Source organism: Sphingomonas sp. PvP018 (assembly GCF_017876865.1).
GTDB classification, from domain to species: domain Bacteria; phylum Pseudomonadota; class Alphaproteobacteria; order Sphingomonadales; family Sphingomonadaceae; genus Sphingomonas; species Sphingomonas aerolata.
Window position 1 is genome coordinate 2980506 of record NZ_JAGIOU010000001.1, and the last position, 20465, is coordinate 3000970.

Annotated in this window: 15 protein-coding genes; 9 read left to right on the plus strand and 6 right to left on the minus strand. The window is 67.2% G+C overall.

Translation table 11 applies throughout. The features are described from left to right. The first annotated feature begins 77 nt into the window (after positions 1 to 77). Both J3A66_RS13335 and J3A66_RS13340 read left to right on the plus strand, forming a co-directional pair. A complete protein-coding gene (locus J3A66_RS13335) occupies positions 78 to 845 on the plus strand; it encodes a hypothetical protein (protein WP_209569360.1) in 768 nt (255 codons plus the stop codon). Positions 846 to 882: 37 nt separating this feature from the next. After that, positions 883 to 1896 carry an alpha/beta hydrolase gene (locus tag J3A66_RS13340; protein ID WP_209569362.1) on the plus strand — a complete coding sequence of 338 codons (1014 nt, stop codon included), beginning with the start codon at positions 883 to 885 and terminating at the stop codon, positions 1894 to 1896. A gap of 9 nt (positions 1897 to 1905) precedes the next feature. On the opposite strand, the gene J3A66_RS13345 is transcribed toward J3A66_RS13340, so the two are convergent. Then, positions 1906 to 2853: an alpha/beta hydrolase gene (locus J3A66_RS13345; protein ID WP_209569364.1), complete on the minus strand. Its 948-nt coding sequence runs from the start codon at positions 2851 to 2853 to the stop codon at positions 1906 to 1908. 468 nt (positions 2854 to 3321) lie between these two features. Here J3A66_RS13345 and J3A66_RS13350 point away from each other — a divergent pair, with 468 nt between their 5' ends. Both J3A66_RS13350 and J3A66_RS13355 read left to right on the plus strand, forming a co-directional pair. Next, positions 3322 to 3495 carry a hypothetical protein gene (locus tag J3A66_RS13350; protein ID WP_209569366.1) on the plus strand — a complete coding sequence of 58 codons (174 nt, stop codon included), beginning with the start codon at positions 3322 to 3324 and terminating at the stop codon, positions 3493 to 3495. A gap of 200 nt (positions 3496 to 3695) precedes the next feature. Continuing rightward, positions 3696 to 3863 (plus strand): hypothetical protein, encoded by a 168-nt coding sequence (locus J3A66_RS13355; RefSeq protein WP_209569368.1) that lies wholly within the window; start codon positions 3696 to 3698, stop codon positions 3861 to 3863. 17 nt (positions 3864 to 3880) lie between these two features. On the opposite strand, the gene J3A66_RS13360 is transcribed toward J3A66_RS13355, so the two are convergent. From J3A66_RS13360 to J3A66_RS13380, 5 genes are all read right to left on the minus strand, one after another. Then, positions 3881 to 5050: an AMP-binding protein gene (locus J3A66_RS13360; RefSeq protein ID WP_209569370.1), complete on the minus strand. Its 1170-nt coding sequence runs from the start codon at positions 5048 to 5050 to the stop codon at positions 3881 to 3883. Next, entirely contained in the window at positions 5047 to 6336 is a 1290-nt protein-coding gene (locus tag J3A66_RS13365) for a sensor domain-containing diguanylate cyclase (protein WP_209569372.1), read from the minus strand. The genes J3A66_RS13360 and J3A66_RS13365 overlap by 4 nt, the downstream gene beginning before the upstream one ends. Before the next feature lie 9 nt (positions 6337 to 6345). Further along, a complete protein-coding gene (locus tag J3A66_RS13370) occupies positions 6346 to 6714 on the minus strand; it encodes a phosphonate transporter (protein ID WP_031441021.1) in 369 nt (122 codons plus the stop codon). 68 nt (positions 6715 to 6782) lie between these two features. After that, positions 6783 to 7385 (minus strand): response regulator, encoded by a 603-nt coding sequence (locus tag J3A66_RS13375; protein WP_209569374.1) that lies wholly within the window; start codon positions 7383 to 7385, stop codon positions 6783 to 6785. After that, entirely contained in the window at positions 7375 to 8832 is a 1458-nt protein-coding gene (locus J3A66_RS13380) for an ATP-binding protein (protein WP_209569376.1), read from the minus strand. The genes J3A66_RS13375 and J3A66_RS13380 overlap by 11 nt, the downstream gene beginning before the upstream one ends. A gap of 281 nt (positions 8833 to 9113) precedes the next feature. Here J3A66_RS13380 and J3A66_RS13385 point away from each other — a divergent pair, with 281 nt between their 5' ends. The 5 genes from J3A66_RS13385 (at position 9114) to J3A66_RS13405 (ending at position 20464) form a co-directional block, all read left to right on the plus strand. After that, positions 9114 to 9770, plus strand: a complete 657-nt coding sequence (locus J3A66_RS13385) for a response regulator transcription factor (RefSeq protein ID WP_056673895.1) — start codon at positions 9114 to 9116, stop codon at positions 9768 to 9770. Positions 9771 to 9927: 157 nt separating this feature from the next. Beyond that, positions 9928 to 11124 (plus strand): multicopper oxidase domain-containing protein, encoded by a 1197-nt coding sequence (locus tag J3A66_RS13390; protein WP_209569378.1) that lies wholly within the window; start codon positions 9928 to 9930, stop codon positions 11122 to 11124. A gap of 26 nt (positions 11125 to 11150) precedes the next feature. After that, on the plus strand, positions 11151 to 12212 hold the full coding sequence (locus J3A66_RS13395) for a multicopper oxidase domain-containing protein (protein WP_209569381.1): 1062 nt from the start codon (positions 11151 to 11153) through the stop codon (positions 12210 to 12212). A 74-nt stretch (positions 12213 to 12286) separates the two neighbouring features. Continuing rightward, entirely contained in the window at positions 12287 to 12871 is a 585-nt protein-coding gene (locus tag J3A66_RS13400; RefSeq protein ID WP_209569382.1) for an SCO family protein, read from the plus strand. Between the two features lie 369 nt (positions 12872 to 13240). After that, positions 13241 to 20464: a peroxidase family protein gene (locus J3A66_RS13405; RefSeq protein ID WP_209569384.1), complete on the plus strand. Its 7224-nt coding sequence runs from the start codon at positions 13241 to 13243 to the stop codon at positions 20462 to 20464. Position 20465 lies beyond the last annotated feature (1 nt).

The following is a 20465-nucleotide window of genomic DNA, read 5'->3' on the forward strand; positions in this document are numbered from 1 at the left end:
GCGATCTGCGACCACTTTGGGTGCGTCTGTCGCGCCGTGCGGGTCTGGACCGGGCGGGGAAAGATCGGCATCCTCGCGTGATGGACGACAATAGCGGTCAGCGCGCCCCGATGATCGACCGTGCCCGTAGCGTCGCGGCAGGGTTTGCCGATGTCGGGCTCACCCAGGCCGAAGAGCTGCTCCGGCGCCTGTCGCCCGAGGGCCGCGAGCAGGCGCGGCGCGAGCGCGAGGCGAGGGCGCGTCGGCAGAAGCGGCTGATGGTCCGGCTGGTCCTCGCGGCGATCGTGTCGCTGCTCGGCGGCGCGGCGCTCGCCGCGGTCCTGCCGGCGATGCTGGCGCTTGCCGTCGCCGCGGCGCTGATGCTGCTGCTGGTGATCATGATCGTCGCGCAGGCCGATCCGCGCGCACCGGGACGCGAGGCGCTGGTGGAGGCCGGGCTGGCCGGGCTCGCCGAGCAGGCGGGGATCTGGCTCGCCGCACAACGCCGCGGGATGCCGCTGCCCGCGCTGCGGCTCGCCGATGCCCTGGGCAGCCGGTTCGAGGCGCTGGCGCCGCGCCTCGCCCGGCTCGATCCGCGCAGCCCGGCCGCGGCGTCGATCCGCAAGCTGGTCGCGGTCGAGCTGCCCGCGCTGGTCGACAGCTGGCGGATGGTCGGCATTTCGGCGCGGCGCGAAATGCAGGCGGATGGCCGGACGCCCGACGATCACCTTATCAACGGGCTGCGCCTGATCGATGCCGAGCTCGCGCGCGCCGGCGAGTGCCTCGGGCGGAGCAGCCTTGACGAGATCGCGATCCAGGGGCGGTATCTCGAACTCAAATATGACGGGGACGGCCCGGGCCTGTAGGACGGGACACCTCGCCGCGGCCGGTCGTTAGAGGCGGATGATCCGTTTCAAAATCCCCGCCGCGATCGCCGCCATCGCTGCCTTCACCGCCTCCGCCATGCCGGGCCTTGCCCAGACCGTGCCGCTCGGCGCCAATCTCGAGCGCTTTGCCTATCCCGCGTCGCTGCGCTGGTATGACGGATCGTCGCAGGGGCAGGCGGTGCGGATGGCGTATCTCGACCGCGCACCGACCGCGCGCGCGAACGGCACGACGGTCGTGCTGCTGCACGGCAAGAATTTCTGTGCCGCGACCTGGGACGAGACCGCGCGCGGGCTGGCGGGCGCAGGCTACCGGGTGATCGCGCCCGATCAGGTCGGCTTTTGCAAATCGTCCAAGCCCAAAGGTTATCAGTACAGCTTCAATGCGATGGCCGAACTGACCCGCGGGCTGCTCGACCGGGCCGGGGCGGGCAAGGTCATCCTGGTCGGCCATTCGACCGGCGGGATCCTCGCGACGCGGTTCGCGCTGCTCCATCCCGAGCGCGTGTCGCGGCTCGTGCTCGTCAATCCGCTCGGGCTGAACGATACGCTGGCGCAGGGCGTGCCCTATACCGATCTCGGCGCGCTGCGCGCCGAGGAGGCGAAGACCGATGCCGCGTCGATCAAGGCGTATCAGCTGCGCAATTATTATCACGGGGAATGGCGCCCGGCCTATGATCGCTGGGTAGCGATGCTGGCGGGGCAATATGCCGGTCCCGACGGCGATGTGGTGCGCGATGCGCAGGCGCGGCTGTCCGACATGATCCAGACCCAGCCGGTCGCGGCCGAGCTGTCGCGGCTGGCGATGCCCGTGCGGCTGATCATCGGCGACCGCGATCTCACCGCGTTCCGGGCGAACCGCGCCGCACCCGACCGGCGGGCGCAGGTGCAGACCGTGCCGCAGGCGGCGGTGACCGCGGCACGACGCATCCCCGACGCGCGGCTGATCCGCCTCGAGGGGCTGGGTCATGCGCCGCAGGTCGAGGCGCCGGCGCGGTTTCTGCAGACGCTGGAGGCGGCGATCGCGTCGTGAGGCGCGCGGTTACTGCGCCGGCTTGATCCAGCCGTGCATCGCCATCCAGCGCGCGAATTCGTCGAACCAGCCGGTGCTCGTGGTGGTCTTCGGATACATGCCGAAGCCGTGCCCGCCCTGTTCGAACAGGTGGAACTCGACCGGGCGTTTGGCGGTGCGCCAGCTGTCGATCAGCCCGTAGCCGGCATTGCCGAACAGCGGATCGTCCGCCGCCAGTGCGACGAACATCGGCGGTGCGTCGGCGGGCACCGTCATCGCGCCGAGCGGGCCGTAGATGTTGCCGATGAATGCGGGCTTCGCGTCCTGGCCAGCGATGGTCGTCGCCATCGTCAGCATCGCGCCCGCCGAAAAGCCGACCATGCCGATGCGGGCCGGATCGACGTGCCATTCGCCCGCCCGCTTGCGGACGAGCGCGAACGCCGCGCGCGCATCGGCGATCTGCGGCGCGAGGCCCGCCATCATCGCCGCGGGATCCCGGCGCGGCGGGGTTGCGCCAGCGGGGGCGGGACGTGCGAAGGTTTCGAGATCCGCCGGCGTCTGGTTCAGCCGGTATTTGAGCACGAACGCCGCGACGCCCCGCGCGGCGAGCGCGCGCGCCACGTCCCAGCCCTCATTCTCCATCGACAGCGTGCGGAATCCACCGCCCGGCGCGACGATCACCGCGGTGCCGTTGGCCTTGGCGGGATCGGGCAGGACGGGGGTCAGCGTCGCGACCGTGACGTTGCGCGCGAACACGCTGCCATATTGGCTGTGCCAGGCTTCGGGGGCGGTCGCTCCGGGGAGTTTCCCGGTGCCGAGGTCGATTGCGCCGGGCTGCGCGGGGATGGCGATCGACGCCATGGTGTCGGAGGACTGCGCCAGCGCGGGCGGGGCGACTGCGATCGTCAGGCCGACCAGCGACGCAAGACGACGTCTTGCCCCTCGAACGACTTCGTTGCCGCGACATCCGATGCGCATATCCGCTCTCCCCTTTTCGACTGTTTTCGGGATGATATCGATAGCGCTATCACTGCACAATGGTGGCCGGACGGTTTTTCCTTGCGATCGGCGGTTGTGGGGAAGGTGAAAGGCGGGTGCGATAAATCACCGCTGCAATGCGCACAGACTTTGCTGCGGTGCGGCAATGTCGAAGGGCGTAAAGGCTCAGACCTTTGGCGAACATCCTTGCGAGCGATGGCGGGCTTTGCTGGTTCATCTGCCGCGTCCGGCCGTTGGGTGAGTCTCGCTGGTCCGGCTGTACTTGCGTAGAGCGTCGGCCGCGATCGTTGATGCTGTCGTGACGGCGTAGGCCGCTGCGCTGGCTGCGTGGCGAACCGCGTCCCCGCGCGGCGCGGGGCGCTGTGTCGGTATGGGACAAGCCGTTGCCCCTTTTGTAAGGATCTGAGCATGGGGCGGACGACGCGACGACAGCAGTGGGGCCGCAGAATGCCGGATTTCGCAAGAGACTGTTTGAAAGCCAGAAATGACGGCCGTATCGCCGCCAGCGATCCGGTCGCCCATCTCGCGCTTTACCCCTATGACGAGATTCGCGATCCAGTGCTGCGCGCGATGTGGCAGGATGGGTTTGTTGTCACGCGTCTATATGGGTCAGAATCTTAACTCAGATTACACGGCCGTGACGGCGACCGTGATGGCGGAAATCCGCGATGCCGATGCCGGAATAGTATCCGCAGCCGTGCGACGGCGCCCGGACATGCACAACCTCTCTGGCCGGTTAAGCAGCGTTTTAAGCAGGTTGCGGCTGGAGGCAGGCCATTTATCGTCACGGGACATCGTGAAGAGGAATGAACGGCAGACCCATGCCAGACCAAGACCCGACCCCCGACTATGAGCGGCTGACGATCGACGCGCTGGCCGCGGCCGCGGCTGCGAAGACCGACGAACAGCGTCACCTGCTCCTCGATCAGGCGGCGATCTACGCCGCGCTCGGCGAAAAGACCCGCGGCTATGCGCTGACTGGGCGCTAGACGCCGGCGGGGCGGCATCAGCGCCAGTCTTCGAGCTTGCCCAAGGCCGTGCGCGGCACCGCCGTGCCGAAGCGATAGGCTTTCGGACGTTCGGGATCGGTGAGCCGGTTCGCTGCGACGTGCTCGATCCGCGCGGACAGCCGGGCGGGGTCCTGACCGGGTTGCGGCACGACGAACGCCTTCAGCCGGCCATTGCCGTGCAGCCGCACCGCGACGTCCGCGACCCCCTCCACCGTCCGCAGCACGCCGGCGACACGCCCGGGCCAGACATTATGCCCGGCGACCTGGACCGCCCCATCGCGCCGGCCGATCGGTCGAATGGCGCGCTCGCCGAGACGCGCGACATGGTCGGGCAGGTCGTGGTGCCCGCCGTCACGGTCGACGAGCCGCCAGTCATCCGGGTCGGCGGCGGTGAGCTGCCAGCGGGGAAGCAGGACGTAATCGAGCTCAGGGAGCGTGCGGATTGCGATACCGCCGGTTTCGGAGGCGCCGTAGATATCGACCAGCCCGGCAAGCCCCGCCGCGAGCAGCCCGGCGGCAACGGCGTCGTCGAGCGGCCCGGCGGAACTGACGCCGACGACATCCCCCGGCCAGCGGCGCGTCATCCGCGACAGCGCGCGCCACTGGTCGGGCACAGCGACGACGAGATCGCCCGCCTCGAGCGACAGCGGTGCGCCGACCGTCCGCACGACGACGGGAACGCCCAGCGCGTCGGGCAGCAGCGCGGTCCAGACCAGCCCGTAGAGATGATCGGCGGGGACCAGTGCGACGACCCGCCGCCGGTCGGCGAACCGTGTCGCAAAGAAGGCTGCTTCTTCGAGCAAATCGGAGACGGCGTGAACGCACAGGCGCGGGCTGCCGGTCGAGCCGGACGTCCGCACCCCGATCCGGCCGGGGCCCGTAGCGTGCGCGCGCAGAATCCAGTCGGTCCAGGCGCCGACCGTCTGCGGCGGACCCTCGCCAAGCGTATCGTCGTCGAGGTCGAACGCCTCGGCGAGTGCACCCAGCGCGCCGAGCTGCTCCATCGAATCGAGCCCGAGGCCCTCGTCGCCGATCGGCATGGCTTCGGGCCAGTCGCCGCGTGTCGCGGCCGGCGGCGCCGGATCGCGCAGCCGCGCCATCTCGGTCGCGACGACCGCGCAGGCGATGCGGTGCACCGCGGCGCGCGACAATCCGGGCCGGGTCACGCGGTCGCGGTCTCGCGCGAGCGGACCCGGTTCCGTCCGGCATGCTTGGCGGCGTAGAGGCGATCATCCGCGAGCGCGAGCAGCGCATCGATCGAACCGTCGGTTTCGTTCAGCGTGGCGCAGCCCAGGCTGGCGGTGACGTGCAAGCCACCGCGCGGCGTGTCGACCGCGATGCCGGCGATCGCCGCGCGCATCGCCTCGGCAAGCGCCGCCGCCTGATCCTCGTCATAGCGCGGCAGCAGGACGCCGAACTCCTCGCCCCCGAGCCGCGCGAATATCCCGCAGGGCGGGAGCAGCGCGGTACAGACATCGGTAACGCGGCGGAGCAGTGTGTCGCCGACCGGGTGGCCATGCGTGTCGTTGACTGCCTTGAAATGATCGAGGTCGAGAACGATCAGCGACAGCGATTGTCGCAGCTCGCGCCAATGACGCTGTTCGCGTTTCAGCACCTCGCCGAAATGCCGTCGGTTGGCGGCGCCCGTCAGGTGATCATGGTTCAACAGCCGGCGCATGTCCGCCGCCGCCTCGCCGCGCCGCGGCACGTCGCGCAGGATGACCGAGAAGCCGGAGGCGCGCGGCTCGCCCCGTTCGGACCGCGCGACGACGAGCCGCTGACACCAGTAGCGCTCGCCATCCGCGCGCTGCTGCCATCCCTCCTGGAGATGCCAGCCCTCGCGTGCGGCGATCAGCAGCTGCTCGTCCAGGCGAAGATCGCCGCCGCTCGGCTCGGTCCCGCCGATCTCGGAGAGGTGACGTCCGATGACATCGGCGGCGGCGTGTCCGGTCTGGCGGGCGAAGCAGGCGTCGGCGGATTGGATCTCGCCGCTGGGCGTGATCGTCAGCGCGGCATAATGGCTGACGCTGTCGAGCAGGGTCGCAAACCAGGTATCCGCCTGACGCAGCCGCGCCTCCTGGGCGACCTGCTCGCTGATATCGGACAGCGTCGCCATCAGTCGATCGGGGCCGAGCTTGACCAGGGTGCACGCCAGCACCTTGGGCGCGGTACCGCGGCGACGCGTGGCGAGATCGACGAAGATCCGGTGGCCGTCGCAGATCCGGCCCGTCGCCGGCGCATAGGCCGCGACGATGCTGCGCAATTCGGGCGCATGATGTTCGAGCGCGGCGAACAGGTTACCGGGATCGCGCGGCCCGGCGAGCGGCAGGAGATGCTGCATCGCGTGCGGGTTCATCATCGCGATCGCGCCGCTGCTGTCGCACTCGATCAGGCCGACGGGGCAGGCGTACAGAAACTCGAGAAGCTCTTCCTCGCTCGACCTATCGCTCATCGAAGCGGCTTAGCGTTCGATGAGGATATAGCGGCGCGCAATGCCGGGTGTCGCGAGCAGACGCAGCCGGACCCTGGTCGGGCGCATCCGCAGCGTGAGGACATAGGGGACGATGTCGTCGATCTCGGGCTCGTCCTCGAACCGCTGCGCGACCATAAAATTGTTCATGCACTGCGCCACCGCATCGAAGAACGGCACGCCCATGACGGTCGCGGGATCCAGGCCCGACATCCGCGCCTCGGTCGCGTTATAGACCTGGACGAGCGTGTCGGCATTAAACCCGACCACCCCGAACGGCAGGGTGTCGCGGTCCTCGACGCGCATCGTGTCGAGCTCGGGCAGCGCGACATTATCAAAACTGTATTGTTCCAGTACCATAGCCACGGTCTCCCTGCGACTGCGCTATGGGGCGGCGGGGTTAAGCATAGCCTAAGATCACCTGTTTCTTACAACGGCACGCACGTGACTCGCGCCTCGACCGCGAACCGGACGAGCTGCGCCAAGCTGGTCGCGCCCGTCTTGCGCATGAGATGCTCGCGGTAGGTTTCCACCGTGCGCGGGCTGATATCCAGCCGCGTCGCGATCTGTTTCGCGGTCAGCCCCTCGACGATCTGGCGCAGGACCTGGCGTTCGCGGTGCGAGAGCGACTCAAGGCGCTGCTCGAGCAGGGTCGACTGCAGGATCCGGTCGCGGACCGCCGCCACCGCGCCGAGCAGCCGTTGTGCCTCGAACGGCTTTTCGAGCAGGTCGGCGGCGCCTGATTTCATCGCCGCTACCGCCATCGGGATATCCGCATGACCGGTGACGAGGATCACCGGGTCCGACCGATCGAGCGATGGGAGGGTCTGCAACAGCTCGAGACCGCTGAGGCCGCCCAGCGCGACGTCGCTGAGGATGATCCCGGGCGGAAGCCGCGGAAGGTCGCGGATGAACGCCTCGACGCTGGGGAAGGATCGGGTCTCGAACTCCTCCAGCGCGAGGAGCATTTCGAGCGAGCGGCACATCTGGGGCTCGTCATCGATGATGTAGATCGGCCGGTCACGCGGCATGGGCGACCATTTCTCCACTGGACCCAACAATACCAGGACGTTGTGGCAACGAGACGCGGAAGGTCGCGCCGCCGTTGCTGTTCGTCGCGGCGGTGATCGTCCCCTCATGCGCGTCGACGATCGCGCGGCAGATGGCGAGCCCGACGCCGAGACCATGAGGCTTGCTGGTCCGGAACGGGGCAAAGATCGCCTGTTCCTGGCCGGGTGCGATGCCGGGGCCGGTGTCCGAGACGGTGATCGTGCAATGCCCGTCCGGCCCCGAGACCGCGCGCAGGTCGATCACGCGGATCGCCGTGTCGGACACCGCATCGGCCGCATTGGCGATCAGGTTGAGCAGGACCTGCTGGATCTGGATCGCATCGATCCACAATTCGCCGAGATCGGGCGCGATATTGACCTTCAGCTCTGCTCCGGCCTGACGGACCGCGAGCATGCCGAGCATCGCCCCCTCCGCGATGATGTCGCGCGCATCGACCCATTGCGCCTGCAGCGGACCGCGCTCGACGAACCGGCGCAGCCTTTTGAGCACGGCGGCCGCACGGAAGATCTCCTGGACCGCGCCGTCGAGCGCCGCGCCGACCTCGTCTACGTCGCGGCCGCGCGCCAGCGCCGCCTGCGCGACGGTGGCGAAATTCGCGGCGGTCGCCAGTGGCTGGTTCAGTTCATGCGCGATCGCCGAGCCGAGCTGGCCGAGCGCCGTGGCGCGTGCGAGCTGGTGGAGCTCCGCCTGCAACAGCGCGAGCCGTTCGGCGGCGGCGACCTGTTCGGTCTCGTCACGGAGATGGAGCGTGCGCAGCCCGGTCGCGGCGAACGGCAGCGGCCCGCTCGACAGCGACAGCGCGAGACGCGTGCCATCGGCGCGGCACAGCTCGTGCGCGGTCGCGGTGTCGCCGGACAGGTCGGGCAGGCCGGGGAGCAGGTCCGCGAGCCGCAGGCGTCCGGTATCGGGGTCGGTGATCCCCAGGATGCCGCGCGCGCTCCGGTTGATCGCGAGCACGTCGCCCCCCGCGTCGACGATGAGCATTGCCGCGGGGGTGGTGTTGAAGATCGAGTGGAGACAGAGTTCACGCTGGTGCGACCGGCCCTGCGCGAGGCCGGCGCGCTGGCGCAGCAGCGTCATGCGACCACCGAACAGCGCGAGGATGATCGCAAAACCGGTCACGACCAGCGTGTTCAGCGGCGTCACGAGCGGATGGTGCGCGCTGAACACCAGTGCGGTGGGAATCGTCGTCGCGGCGCCCACGCACGCGGTCAGCGCACCCCCCAGGACGGCGCCGATCGCGATCGCCGCCAGCGCGAAGGTGAAGGGCAGGTCGATTCCGAACAGGTGGCGGCCGACCGCCGTGGCGACCAGCGCGGCGCTGCCGAACCCCACGCCCTGCAGCAGGTTCCAGCGCCAGTCGGACGCGGTCTCCTGCTGGTCGACGATGGCCCATAGCCGCTGCACGATCGCTCCAAATTCGAATCCGCCGGAAAGAACCAAAATGCTACGCTTTCCGCATAGGGGTTTCCAGACACCGGCCGGGGTCTTCGCGCAGTGCAACCGTCTCAAATTGAAGCAAAGCCGGTGTGGTGGTCATGGTGTGCCAAGCCTGAACAGAATGTCTGGGGTCCGTATCCGTACGGACTTGCCTAAGACCCGGCGTGGTCGCAGCCTCGGCCAATGGTCTAGGCAGCTTTGGTAAGATTATCGCGTAATATTACAAAAACATCCAATGGAGGGGCGTCATGAATGAGCAGATCATTCGCAATGATGAATTGGATAGATCCAACGCTATTGTCGCAAGCAATGCCGAAATATTCCGCTACGCCATATCGAGTATTCTCAGCCAGCAGCATCTAGCCGATACGGTTCTGACGACATCGAACTGGAGCAGCGTCCAGGCGCATCTCCTGAGGGCGCACTGCACCAAGCTCGCCGTCATCAATACCGATGTTCTGAACGGCCAGGGTCACGGGATGATGCGCCGGCTGCGCCTGTCCTACCCGCACCTTCGGATCATCGTCGTCGGGCAGACGCGCGAGCGGATGAAGATCCTGTCGCTGATCAGCGCGGGTGCGCACGCCTATATCCTCGAATCCATGCCGATGGACGAGATCGCCAAGGCGGTGCGGATGGTCGCCGCGGGTCACATCTACCTGCCCGACATGGTCGGCGACCTGTCGATGCCCGAACCGGAGTCGGCACGGCCCGCAGGCGCGCTCACCCGGCGGCAGCAACAGGTGCTGCAACTGCTCGTCGGGGGCGCGTCGAACAAGGAGATCGCGCATGCGCTCAACCTCGCCGAGGGGACGATCAAGGTGCATCTGTCGGGGCTGTTCAAGGCGCTCGGGGTGCACAACCGGACCGGTGCGGTCGCGTCGGTGCATGCGCAGGCCTATTGAGCCGGCCTGCAACCATGCCGCGCGGCGACCCGCCCGGGCCCTGCATCGTCCATGGTCTTAGACCGAGCGGCCTACTTGATCCTGCAGCAGCGTCTGGCACCTAAATACCGGGAAATCGGGCAGATATTGCGCTGCGCGAACGTCATGGGGATAGTCGATGGAGCGCCGGGACTTTCTGAAGATTGGGGCCGGCGCAACGACGGTGGCGCTCGCCGCGACGGCGCAGCAGATGATCACGCCGACCGACACGCCGCTCAGCAGCCCGGCGCCGACGCCGATGTCGCTGTCGGGCTCGTCCGATCTTGCGCAGTCGCTCCGGCTGGTCATCGAACCGGTCGAGAAGGAGATGATCGACGGCAAGATCGTCTACATGGTGTTCTATTTCCACGAGAGCGGCCAGCCGCAGCCGGTGCTGCGGTACCGCGAGGGCGAACCCGTCTCGATCAGCGTCACGAACAACGACCTCGTCCCGCACGGTTTTGCGATCACCGGCATCCCGCAGGCGACGGTGCCCGAAATTCCCCCCGGCCAGACGCGGCAGGTGCCGGATTTCGTCGCGCCGGTCGGCGGCTCCTATCTCTATCACGACCCGTATGAGCCGCCGCTCAACCGCATCCTCGGGCTGCACGGCGCCTTCATCGTCGACCCTGCGCTGGGCACGACGGTCGCGGGCTCGGCGACGCCGTTCAGCCGCGCGATGCACACGCCGCAGATCGCCGCGGTGTTCGATGCGTTCGGGCGGCACCCGCGCTTTCCCGGCGAGCGGTGGAAGGCGGGGGATCCGGCCCGCGACAAGCTGTGGCTGTTTTCGCAGACCGATTCGGCGATCAACGCGCGCGTGGCGGCGGGGTATCGGATATCGGGCCAGGCGCTGATCGATGCGTTCCTGCCCGATTATTTCCACATCAACGGCCTGAGCGGGTTCGATACCGCGGTCCACGACACCACAGCCAGCGTCGACAGGGCGGCCGCGCAGGCGATCGAGCCGGTCGGGAAACAGGGTCAGCCGACGCTGTTGCGGGTGATGAATGCAGGGCTGTGCACGCATTCGGCGCACATCCACGGCAATCACCTGTTCGAATGTACCGAGGCGGACGCGAGCGGCGTCCCCTATTGCGAGACCAACGTCTATGAACGCGACGTGTGGATCATGCGGCCGATGGACCGCAAGGACATGATCCTGCCGTTCGAGCGGCCGCCCGACGTGCCGGTCTGGCCGCCGAGGGAGGAGCCGTTCCCGCTGAAATACGTCATGCACTGCCACACCGAGATGTCGCAGACCGCGGGCGGGGGCAATTATCCGCAGGGACTGGTCACGCACTGGACGATGACCAGCCCGATCTACGCCTTCTGATCCGGTCGAGACGATGGGGAATGACCATGGGCGATGAGAGTATCAGTCCGTCGGGGATCGACTGGACCAAGACCGCGGCACAGGGCGTCACCAATTTCCAGACGTTCGGGTGCAACGTCTTCAAGGCGAGCCTGCCGACACCCGACCGGCTGACGCCCGACATCAGCTTCGTCCGGCAGGTGACGACCAGCGGCACTCTGGTCGCGCCCGACGGGGTACGGCTGCGCTACTGGGCGTTCGAGGATCCGGCGAGCGGCATCAAATCGCCCTATCCCTCGCCGCTGATGCGCGTGCGGCAGGGGCAGATCGTGCATGTCACTTTGCTCACCGCCAAGCATGCGCACACGATCCATCATCACGGGATCGAGCCTACGACGATGCATGACGGCGTCGGGCATGTGTCGTTCGAGGTGGCGAATCAGTTCACCTATCAGTGGAAAGCGTCGAGTCCCGGCACCTTCTTCTATCATTGCCACCGCAACACCCCGCTGCATTTCGAGATGGGGATGTTCGGCGGGCTGATCGTCGATCCGCCGGAGGGGCCCGGCTATCTCTATTCGTCGCCGATGGCGAATGCGCCCTACCAGCGCTATCAGGTCGAGCGGCTCTGGGTGTGCGACGACATGGATGCGCGCTGGCACAATGTGCTGAGCAACAACCATGATGCGGGCATGTGCGGCGAAAATGTCGGGCTGAACCGGTTCGAGCCCAAATATTTCCTGATCAACGGTGTGTTCCCGACCAAGACGATGACCGATCAGAAGGTCGCGGCGAAGGCGCGGGTCGGCGACACGATCCTGATCCGGCTGCTCAACGCGAGCTACTCGATCCTTCGGGTGACGTTCCAGGTGCCGGTGACCTGCGTGTCGTGCGACGGGCACCGGCTGGGCAAGGAGAGCTGGAATGCGCCGATCGTCTTTCCCGCAGGCACGCCGATCGAGCTGACCAGCGCCGCTCGGCTCGATTTCCTGATCACCGCGACTCAGCGCGGCGCGATCAACGCAACGATCGAATATCTCCACTGGATCACCCGCCGCGTCCAGGACAATGGCCGCGGCGTGGCCAAGACGCAGATTGTCGTATCATGACCACATTCCCGACCCGATCCGCCCCCCCGTCCGCCTCCCCGTCCGCACGTCCCGGCCATGCGACGCATGCGGCAATGCCCACGCAACTGGGCGGGGCGTTCGACTTTTCCGATGTCGCAGGCCGCCCGATCGGGCCTTCGGACTTTCGCGATCGCTGGACGTTGCTGTTCTTCGGTTACAGCCGCTGCCGCGCAAGCTGCCCGATGGCCATTCCGCGGATGGTGCAGACGGCCGAACGGCTGCGCCAGTCGGGGATCGCGGCGCGTGCGCTGTTCGTCGACATCGACGTACCGCCGCTCGGCGTCGTGCGATTCCGCCGGCCGGGCGCGGCGGCGGCGATGGCGCTGCAGGCGCCGCCGCATCATGGTCATGGCGAGCTCGACCGCATTGCCGCGATGCGCGCGCTGGCCAAGAAGTTCGACGGGCGGCTGGTGGTCGCGACCGGCACGCGTGCGCAGCTGAACGCGGCGACGCAGGCGTTTAACGTCGCGCGCGAGCACATCCCGCCAAGGCCCGGCGAGATGGGGCACAGCATCAACCATTCCTCGCTCATCTATGTCCTCGCGCCCGACACGCGTGTCGCGGGCTATGCGATGCACGACCAGCCGTCGGTCGCGCTCGAGGACATGATCCGTCATCTGGCACGCCGCCGGGGCTGACCCGGCGGCTCTTGTGTCCAGTATCGTCTCGACCGGCTGACCCGCTCGCCGGATCGGGACCCCGCCGCCGGAACGAGCCCCCCCTCACTGGCGGCGGGGTAGCGCCGCGCATGGCCCCGCTCGACCTCGCACAGACCGGGATCCGAAGCGTGTTCGGGTCCATCGCCAGGCGGAACGCCCGCGAACCCGGCCGTTCGGCCTAGGACAGGGCCTAGGCTGCCAGGGCCCGGCGTAGGTCCTTCATGGGCCTTATCCCGCCGAACGAAGAATGGAAGGTTGGCGTCACGACGTGTGCCGGTCTTCGATCACGACCCGATCACGATCGCTCGAGACGTTTCGCGTTTCGTCATTCAGAGGGGAAATTGCATCATGTCTGGTGACTTTACCGTCGATCTGGGAGATCTGAACTTCATCCTGGCGCAGATCAGGATCAGCGAGCGCAATGCCGCTGGCGAGTCACTCGCGGATATCCTGGGCCCCCAGGCGCAATTGATCCCCTATGGTCTGCGGACCGTCGATGGCAGCTACAACAATTTGCTGCCGGGCAATGCGGTGCTGGGCGCGGCGGACCAGCTGCTGCCGCGGCTGACGACGCCGGTGTTCCGCAATCTGAACGACGGCGCCACGTTCGGCACCGGGCCCGGCGGGCCGGTCCTGACCAACACCGATTATGGCACGCCGGGCAGCGTGGTCGATGCCGATCCGCGGCTGATCAGCAACCTGATCGCCGACATGACCAACAGCAATCCCGCGGCGATCGCCGCCTGGTACGTCAACGCGCATGCGCAGGCGGCCTATGCCGATGCGCATGGCGGCGACGCGCCGCCCGATGGCTATATCCCGACCAACGAGGAACTGGCGTCGATCCCGAACCTGTCGCCGGACATCGGCCTGTCGCCGTCGTTCAACGCGTGGATGACGTTCTTCGGCCAGTTCTTCGATCATGGGCTCGACCTGATCACCAAGGGCGGCAACGGCACGGTGCTGATCCCGCTCCAGCCCGACGATCCGCTCTATGTCCCCGGCGGCCCCAATTTCATGCCGCTGACCCGGTCGACGCAATATGACGCCAACGGCAACCCGGTCGTCGGCGGGACCGAGACGGTCAACACGACGACGCCGTTCATCGACCAGAACCAGACCTATACCTCGCATGCGTCGCATCAGGTGTTCCTGCGCGAGTATAAATTCTCGGTCGATTCCGACGGCGACGGGGTCAAGGATTCGCATGCGATCTCGACCGGGCGGCTGCTCGACGGCGCGATCGGCGGGATGGCGAACTGGGCCGAGACCAAGGCGCAGGCGCTCACGATGCTCGGCATCCGGCTCGACGACTACGACGTGCACAATGTGCCGCTGCTGCTGACCGACGCGTACGGCCGGTTCATCCCCGGCGCGAACGGCTATGCGCAGATCATGCTGAAGGACGGCACGCTGCTCGAGGGGACGGCCGAGGGCGTGGCGGTTCCGGCCAATGCCTATTTCACCGGCCACGCGTTCCTCAACGACATCGCGCATCATGCCGAGCCGGTGCTGGTCGACCTCGATCACAATCCGGCGACGCCCGCGGTGCGGCAGACCGCCGATACGGACATGCTCGACTTTAATGGCGACGGCGTGTCCGACGAGGCCGACCTGGTCGCGGGCGAGGGGCGGATCGTCGATGTGGATGGCGACCACGCGATCACGCTCGACGACCTGCGCGACGTCAATCTGGACGGCGTGATCAACGCGCGCGACCTGATCGCCGACGACAACAACCCGCTGACCTATGACGACGAGATGCTCGACGCGCATTTCGTCACGGGCGATGGCCGCGGCAACGAGAATATCGGGCTGACCGCGGTCCACACGGTCTTCCATTCCGAGCACAACCGCGTGGTCGAGGCGGACAAGCTGACGATCATCGCATCGGGTGACCTTGCCATCGTCAACGAATGGCTGCGGCCCGCCGCGGACGGCACGCGCAGCGCGATCACGCAGGCGGAGCTCGATGCGATCGGGGCGCTGACCGGGACGGCGAAGACGCAGGCGATCGCCGCGCTCGACTGGGATGGCGAGAGGCTGTTCCAGGCGGGGCGGTTCAGCACCGAGATGCAGTATCAGCATCTGGTGTTCGAGGAATTCGCGCGCCGGATCCAGCCCAATATCGATCCGTTCATCTTCAGCAACACCGCCGACATCGACCCTGCGATCACCGCGGAGTTCGCGCACGCCGTGTACCGGTTCGGCCATTCGATGCTGACCGACACGATCGAGATCACCGATCCGACGCTGTCGACGCAATCGCTGAGCCTGGTCGAGGCGTTCCTGAACCCGCAGGCCTTTGGCGAAGCGGGTCTGGATCCCGTCACCGGCGAGGAGGATGCCGAAATCGCCGCCGGCGCGATCATCCGCGGGATGACGCGCGTCGAGGGGAGCGAGATCGACGAGTTCGTGCCCGATTCGCTGCGCAATTTCCTGGTCGGGCTGCCGCTCGACCTCGCCGCGCTCAACATCGCGCGCGGCCGCGATGCGGGGGTGGCGGCGTTCAACGTGGTGCGTGCGCAGCTCTATGCCTCGACCAACGATTCGCAGCTCAAACCCTATACGAGCTGGTTCGACTTCGCGCAGAACATCAAAAACCCGCTGTCGATCGTCAATTTTGTCGCCGCCTATGGCACGCATCCGCTGATCACCGGCGAGACGACGCTGGAGGGCAAGCGCGCCGCCGCGACCCTGCTGGTGATGGGCGGCGCGGATATCGTCGTCCATGCGAATGCCGCGATGGGCGTCGAGGAGCACACGCTGCAGGCCCCGGCCGATCGGCTCAACTTCCTGCAGAGCAAGGGCAACTGGGCGCCCAGCATCGTCGACGGGGTTAATAGCCACGAAACCGGGCTGAACCTGGTCGATCTGTGGATCGGCGGTCTGGCCGAGGAGAAGATGGAATTCGGCGGGATGCTGGGTTCGACGTTCAACTATGTGTTCGAACACCAGCTCGAAAGCCTGCAGAACGGCGACCGCTTCTATTATCTCAGCCGCACCCAGGGCATGAACATGCTCAACGAGCTCGAGAAGAGCAGCTTCGCCGATCTCGTCATGCGCAATTCCGACCTGGGCGACGTGCATTCGACGCATGTCGACGGGCAGATCTTCAACACCGCGGACTATATCCTCGAACTTGATCCGCTGACGCCGCAGGTCACCAATATCGGCGAGGACGGCACGTATCTGGCGGGCGGCACGTTCGATCCGGTCTGGGAGGACAGTTTCCAGCAGGCGTTCGATCCCAAGGTGGATCGGATCGCCCCGGGCGAGGACGTCGACGGCGACGGCCATGACGATGGCGGGATGCTGAAATATAGCGGTGGCGAGCATGTCGTGCTCGGCGGGACCGAGGGCAATGACCGGCTCTATGGCGACAAGGGCATCGATACGCTGTGGGGCGATGGCGGCGACGATTACCTGAACGCGGGCACGGAGTCCGATCAGGTCTATGCTGGTGACGGCGACGACATCATCGAGGATCCGTTCGGCGACGATTTTCTGCGCGGTGGTGAGGGCAATGACGTCGTCAGCGGCGGCTCCGGGCTCGACATCATGTTCGGTGGCGGAGGCCAGGACTTCATGGTCGGCGGCACCGACGCGAAGGAGATGTTCGCCGGCCGCGGCAACGACTTCCTGCTGGGCGGCAGCGGCAGCGACGGTCTGATGGGCAATGAAGGCGACGACTGGATCGAGGGCGGCGACGGCTTCGACAGCGTGACGGGCGAAAATTCGAACCTGTTCTTCAACAGCCCGATCATCGGCCACGACATCCTGAACGGCGGCGGCAACGACACCGATTATGACGGGGAGAGCGGCGACGACATCATGATCCAGGGGGCGGGGATCCAGCGCAACAACGGCATGGCCGGGTTCGACTGGGTCATTCACCAGGGTGATACGACCGCCGCCAATTCGGATCTGGGGCTGAGTGCCGCGGTCAACCAGCAGGCGTTCACGCTGCGCGACCGCAACGACCTGGTCGAGGCGCTGTCGGGCTGGAAATATGCCGACACGCTGACCGGCCGGCAGATCCCGCTCGGGCTCGTCAGCACGGGCGCCAATTTCCCGGACCTGCTCGGCGACGACAATCCCCGGATCCTCGGCAACAACCTGTACGAGGACGGCGTCCGGCTCATCACCGGTCTGCGCGAACTGCTGAGCTTCAAGACCTGGGATGCGAGCGATGCCGATGCGCTGGTGATGGACGGCAGCTCGACCGACGACCTGCTGATCGGCGGCGGCGGCGCGGACGTCATCAAGGGGCGCGCGGGCAACGACGTCATCGACGGCGACGCCTTTATGCACGTCTTCATCAGCGTGCGCGAAAACAAGGACGGGTCGGGCGCCGAGCTGTTCCGCGCGGATTCGCTGACGGAGATCCAGGCGCGGCTGCTGAACGGGACGATCAACCCCGGCCAGCTCGTCGCGTCGCGCGAGATCGTCTACCGCGAGACCGTCAATGGCTATGCCACGGGTGCGGCGACGATCGCCGGCGGGCTGGATACCGCGGTCTATATCGGCAACCGCTCCAACTTCACGATCACGCTGCGGCCCGATGGGCGGGTCAGCGTCGTCGACAATATCGGCGACGAGGGCAGCGACATGCTGCGCAACGTCGAGCGGATCCAGTTCGCCGACAGCGTCGCGGAGATCAACCGTCAGCATGTCGGCACCTTCGGAATCGACAATGCGGCACCGGAGCTCGATCAGGTGCTGACGGTCACGGCGGGCAACTTCATCGATTATGACGGCACGACCAGCTTTGCGCGGCAGTGGCAGCGTGACGTCGAAGGGACGTGGACCGATATCGCGGGGGCGACCGGCGACACGTATCAGGTCACGGTCGACGATATCGGCCAGGCGCTGCGCGTCGCGACCAACTATACCGACAATCGCGGGTTCAGCACGCAGGGGACGAACCAGCCGGAACAGGTAGTCTATTCCGACGCGACGATGGCGGTGGCGATCCCCGATTACGCGATCCTCGGCGACGAGGAGGCCAACACGCTCACCGGCACGGCGGACAGCGACCTCATCTTCGCGCGTGGCGGCGATGACACGCTGCTCGGGCTGGACGGGGACGACCGGCTGTTCGGCGAGGCGGGGAATGACAGCCTCGACGGCGGCAGTGGCGCCGACCGGATGGCGGGGGGGCTGGGCGACGACACCTATGTCGTCGACGACGCCGGCGACACGGTCGTCGAGGGCAGCCTGGGCGGCACCGACACGGTGACCAGCAGCATCAGCTACACGCTGGGTGCGAACGTCGAGACTCTCGTGCTCGACGGCACCGCGGGGATCAGCGGTACCGGCAATGGCGGCGACAATGTGCTGACCGGCAACGGTGCCGCCAACACGCTGACGGGGCTCGCCGGCGCCGATTTCCTCGACGGGGGAGCGGGCGCCGACACCATGGCGGGCGGGTTGGGTGACGACACCTATGTCGTCGACAGCACCGGCGATGTCGTCAGCGAAAGCGGGGGCGACGGGACCGACACCGTCATCAGCAGCATCGCCTACACACTCGCGACGGGGCTGGAAAACGTCACGCTGACCGGGATCGCGGCGCTGAACGCGAACGGGAACGCGGCCGCGAACATCGTCACCGGCAATGACGGGGACAATAGTCTGGCGGGGCTCGCGGGGGACGACCGGCTGACCGGCGGCGGCGGCAACGACCGGCTGGACGGCGGTACCGGTGCGGACACGATGGCGGGCGGGCTCGGCGACGACACCTATACGGTCGACAATGTCGGTGACGCCGTCGACGAGAGTGATGGCGGCGGCGTCGATCTGGTCAACAGCAGCGTGAGCTTCGCGCTGGCGGCCGGGGTGGACAATCTCACGCTGACGGGCAGTGCGGCGATCAACGCGACGGGCAATGCCGATGCCAATGTCCTGACGGGCAATGCCGGGGTGAACCGGCTGACCGGGCTGGACGGCGCGGACATTCTGCGCGGGCTTGCGGGGAACGACCAGCTGTTCGGTGGCGGCGGGGCGGACGACCTCGATGGTGGTACCGGTGCGGACAGCCTGTCCGGCGGCACGGGTGACGACATCTATACGGTCGACAGTGTCGGCGACGTCGTCGACGAAACCGACGGCGACGGCGTCGACCTGGTCAAGAGCAGCGTGACCTTCACGCTCGCCGCCGGTGTTGAGAATCTGACGCTGACGGGGAGCGGTTCGCCCAGCGCCACGGGCAACGCCGCCGCCAACATCCTGACGGGCAATGGTGCGGCGAACACGCTGACGGGTCTCGACGGCGACGACACGCTGATCGGGCTGTCGGGCAACGACCGGCTGAACGGCGGTGCGGGGGCGGACATCCTGAACGGCGGCACCGGTTCGGACATCATGACCGGCGGCAACGGCGACGATCTCTATAGCGTCGACACGACCGGCGACATCGTCGACGAGACCGCCAGCGACGGTATCGACACCGTCACCAGCAGCATCACCTACACGCTCGGCACCGGCGTCGAACGCCTCACCCTGACCGGGACGGGGGGAATCGCGGGGCGGGGCAATGCCGCCGATAACGTCATCACCGGCAATGATGGCGCCAACGCGCTGTCGGGCTTTGCCGGCAACGACCAGCTGTTCGGCGGTGCGGGCACGGATACGCTCGACGGCGGCACGGGCCAGGACGTGATGTCGGGCGGGCGTGGCAATGACAGCTATGTCGTCGACGATATCGGCGACGTGGTCGACGAGACCGGTGGGGACGGTCTCGATACGGTCACCAGCAGCGTGTCCTTCACGCTGGGGGCGGGGGTCGAGCGTCTGACGCTGAGCGGGGTGGCGGCGATCGATGCGACGGGCAGCGCGGATGCCAACATCCTGACGGGCAATGCCGGCGTCAACATCCTGTCGGGGATGGAGGGGGCCGACACGCTGCGCGGCATGGCCGGCGACGACCGGCTGTTCGGCGGCGCCGGGGCGGACACGCTCGACGGGGGCACCGGCGCGGACGTGATGGCGGGAGGCCTGGGCGACGATATCTACATCGTCGACACTCTGGGGGACAGCGTCGACGAGACCGACGGGGACGGCGTCGATCTGGTCACCAGCAGCATCACCTTCACGCTGGCCGACGGGCTCGAAAACCTGACGCTGACGGGCACGTCCGGGGTGCACGGCAACGGCAATGCCGGCGCGAACGCACTGACGGGCAATAGCGCGGGCAATATCCTGTCCGGGTTCGACGGCGACGACCTGTTGCAGGGGCTGGGGGGCAATGACCAGCTGCTGGGCGGCGCGGGGCAGGACCGGCTCGTCGGCGGCACCGGCAGCGACCGGCTGACCGGGGGCACGGGCGACGACGTGTTCGTGTTCGTGACCGGGCAGGGCAATGACACGGTGGTCGATTTCGACTTCGATGCGGCCGGGGGGCAGGACCTGCTCGATGTTTCGGGTTGCGGCATCACCGCCGCCAATTTCGGGGCACAGGTGCTGATCTCGCAGGTCGGCGTCAACACGGTGATCACGATCGGCACGCAGACGATCACGCTCACCGGGGTGAACGCGACGACGATCGACTACAGCGATTTCGGGTTCTGAT

Bases quoted from the DNA above. Each gene is read 5' to 3' on its own strand.
- J3A66_RS13355 (WP_209569368.1), top strand. From the start codon at position 3,696: ATGCCAGACCAAGACCCGACCCCCGACTATGAGCGGCTGACGATCGAC.
- J3A66_RS13340 (WP_209569362.1), top strand. From the start codon at position 883: ATGATCCGTTTCAAAATCCCCGCCGCGATCGCCGCCATCGCTGCCTTC.
- J3A66_RS13365 (WP_209569372.1), bottom strand. From the start codon at position 6,336: ATGAGCGATAGGTCGAGCGAGGAAGAGCTTCTCGAGTTTCTGTACGCC.
- J3A66_RS13400 (WP_209569382.1), top strand. From the start codon at position 12,287: ATGCCCACGCAACTGGGCGGGGCGTTCGACTTTTCCGATGTCGCAGGC.
- J3A66_RS13350 (WP_209569366.1), top strand. From the start codon at position 3,322: ATGCCGGATTTCGCAAGAGACTGTTTGAAAGCCAGAAATGACGGCCGT.
- J3A66_RS13395 (WP_209569381.1), top strand. From the start codon at position 11,151: ATGGGCGATGAGAGTATCAGTCCGTCGGGGATCGACTGGACCAAGACC.
- J3A66_RS13385 (WP_056673895.1), top strand. From the start codon at position 9,114: ATGAATGAGCAGATCATTCGCAATGATGAATTGGATAGATCCAACGCT.
- J3A66_RS13370 (WP_031441021.1), bottom strand. From the start codon at position 6,714: ATGGTACTGGAACAATACAGTTTTGATAATGTCGCGCTGCCCGAGCTC.
- J3A66_RS13405 (WP_209569384.1), top strand. From the start codon at position 13,241: ATGTCTGGTGACTTTACCGTCGATCTGGGAGATCTGAACTTCATCCTG.
- J3A66_RS13390 (WP_209569378.1), top strand. From the start codon at position 9,928: ATGGAGCGCCGGGACTTTCTGAAGATTGGGGCCGGCGCAACGACGGTG.
- J3A66_RS13375 (WP_209569374.1), bottom strand. From the start codon at position 7,385: ATGCCGCGTGACCGGCCGATCTACATCATCGATGACGAGCCCCAGATG.
- J3A66_RS13345 (WP_209569364.1), bottom strand. From the start codon at position 2,853: ATGCGCATCGGATGTCGCGGCAACGAAGTCGTTCGAGGGGCAAGACGT.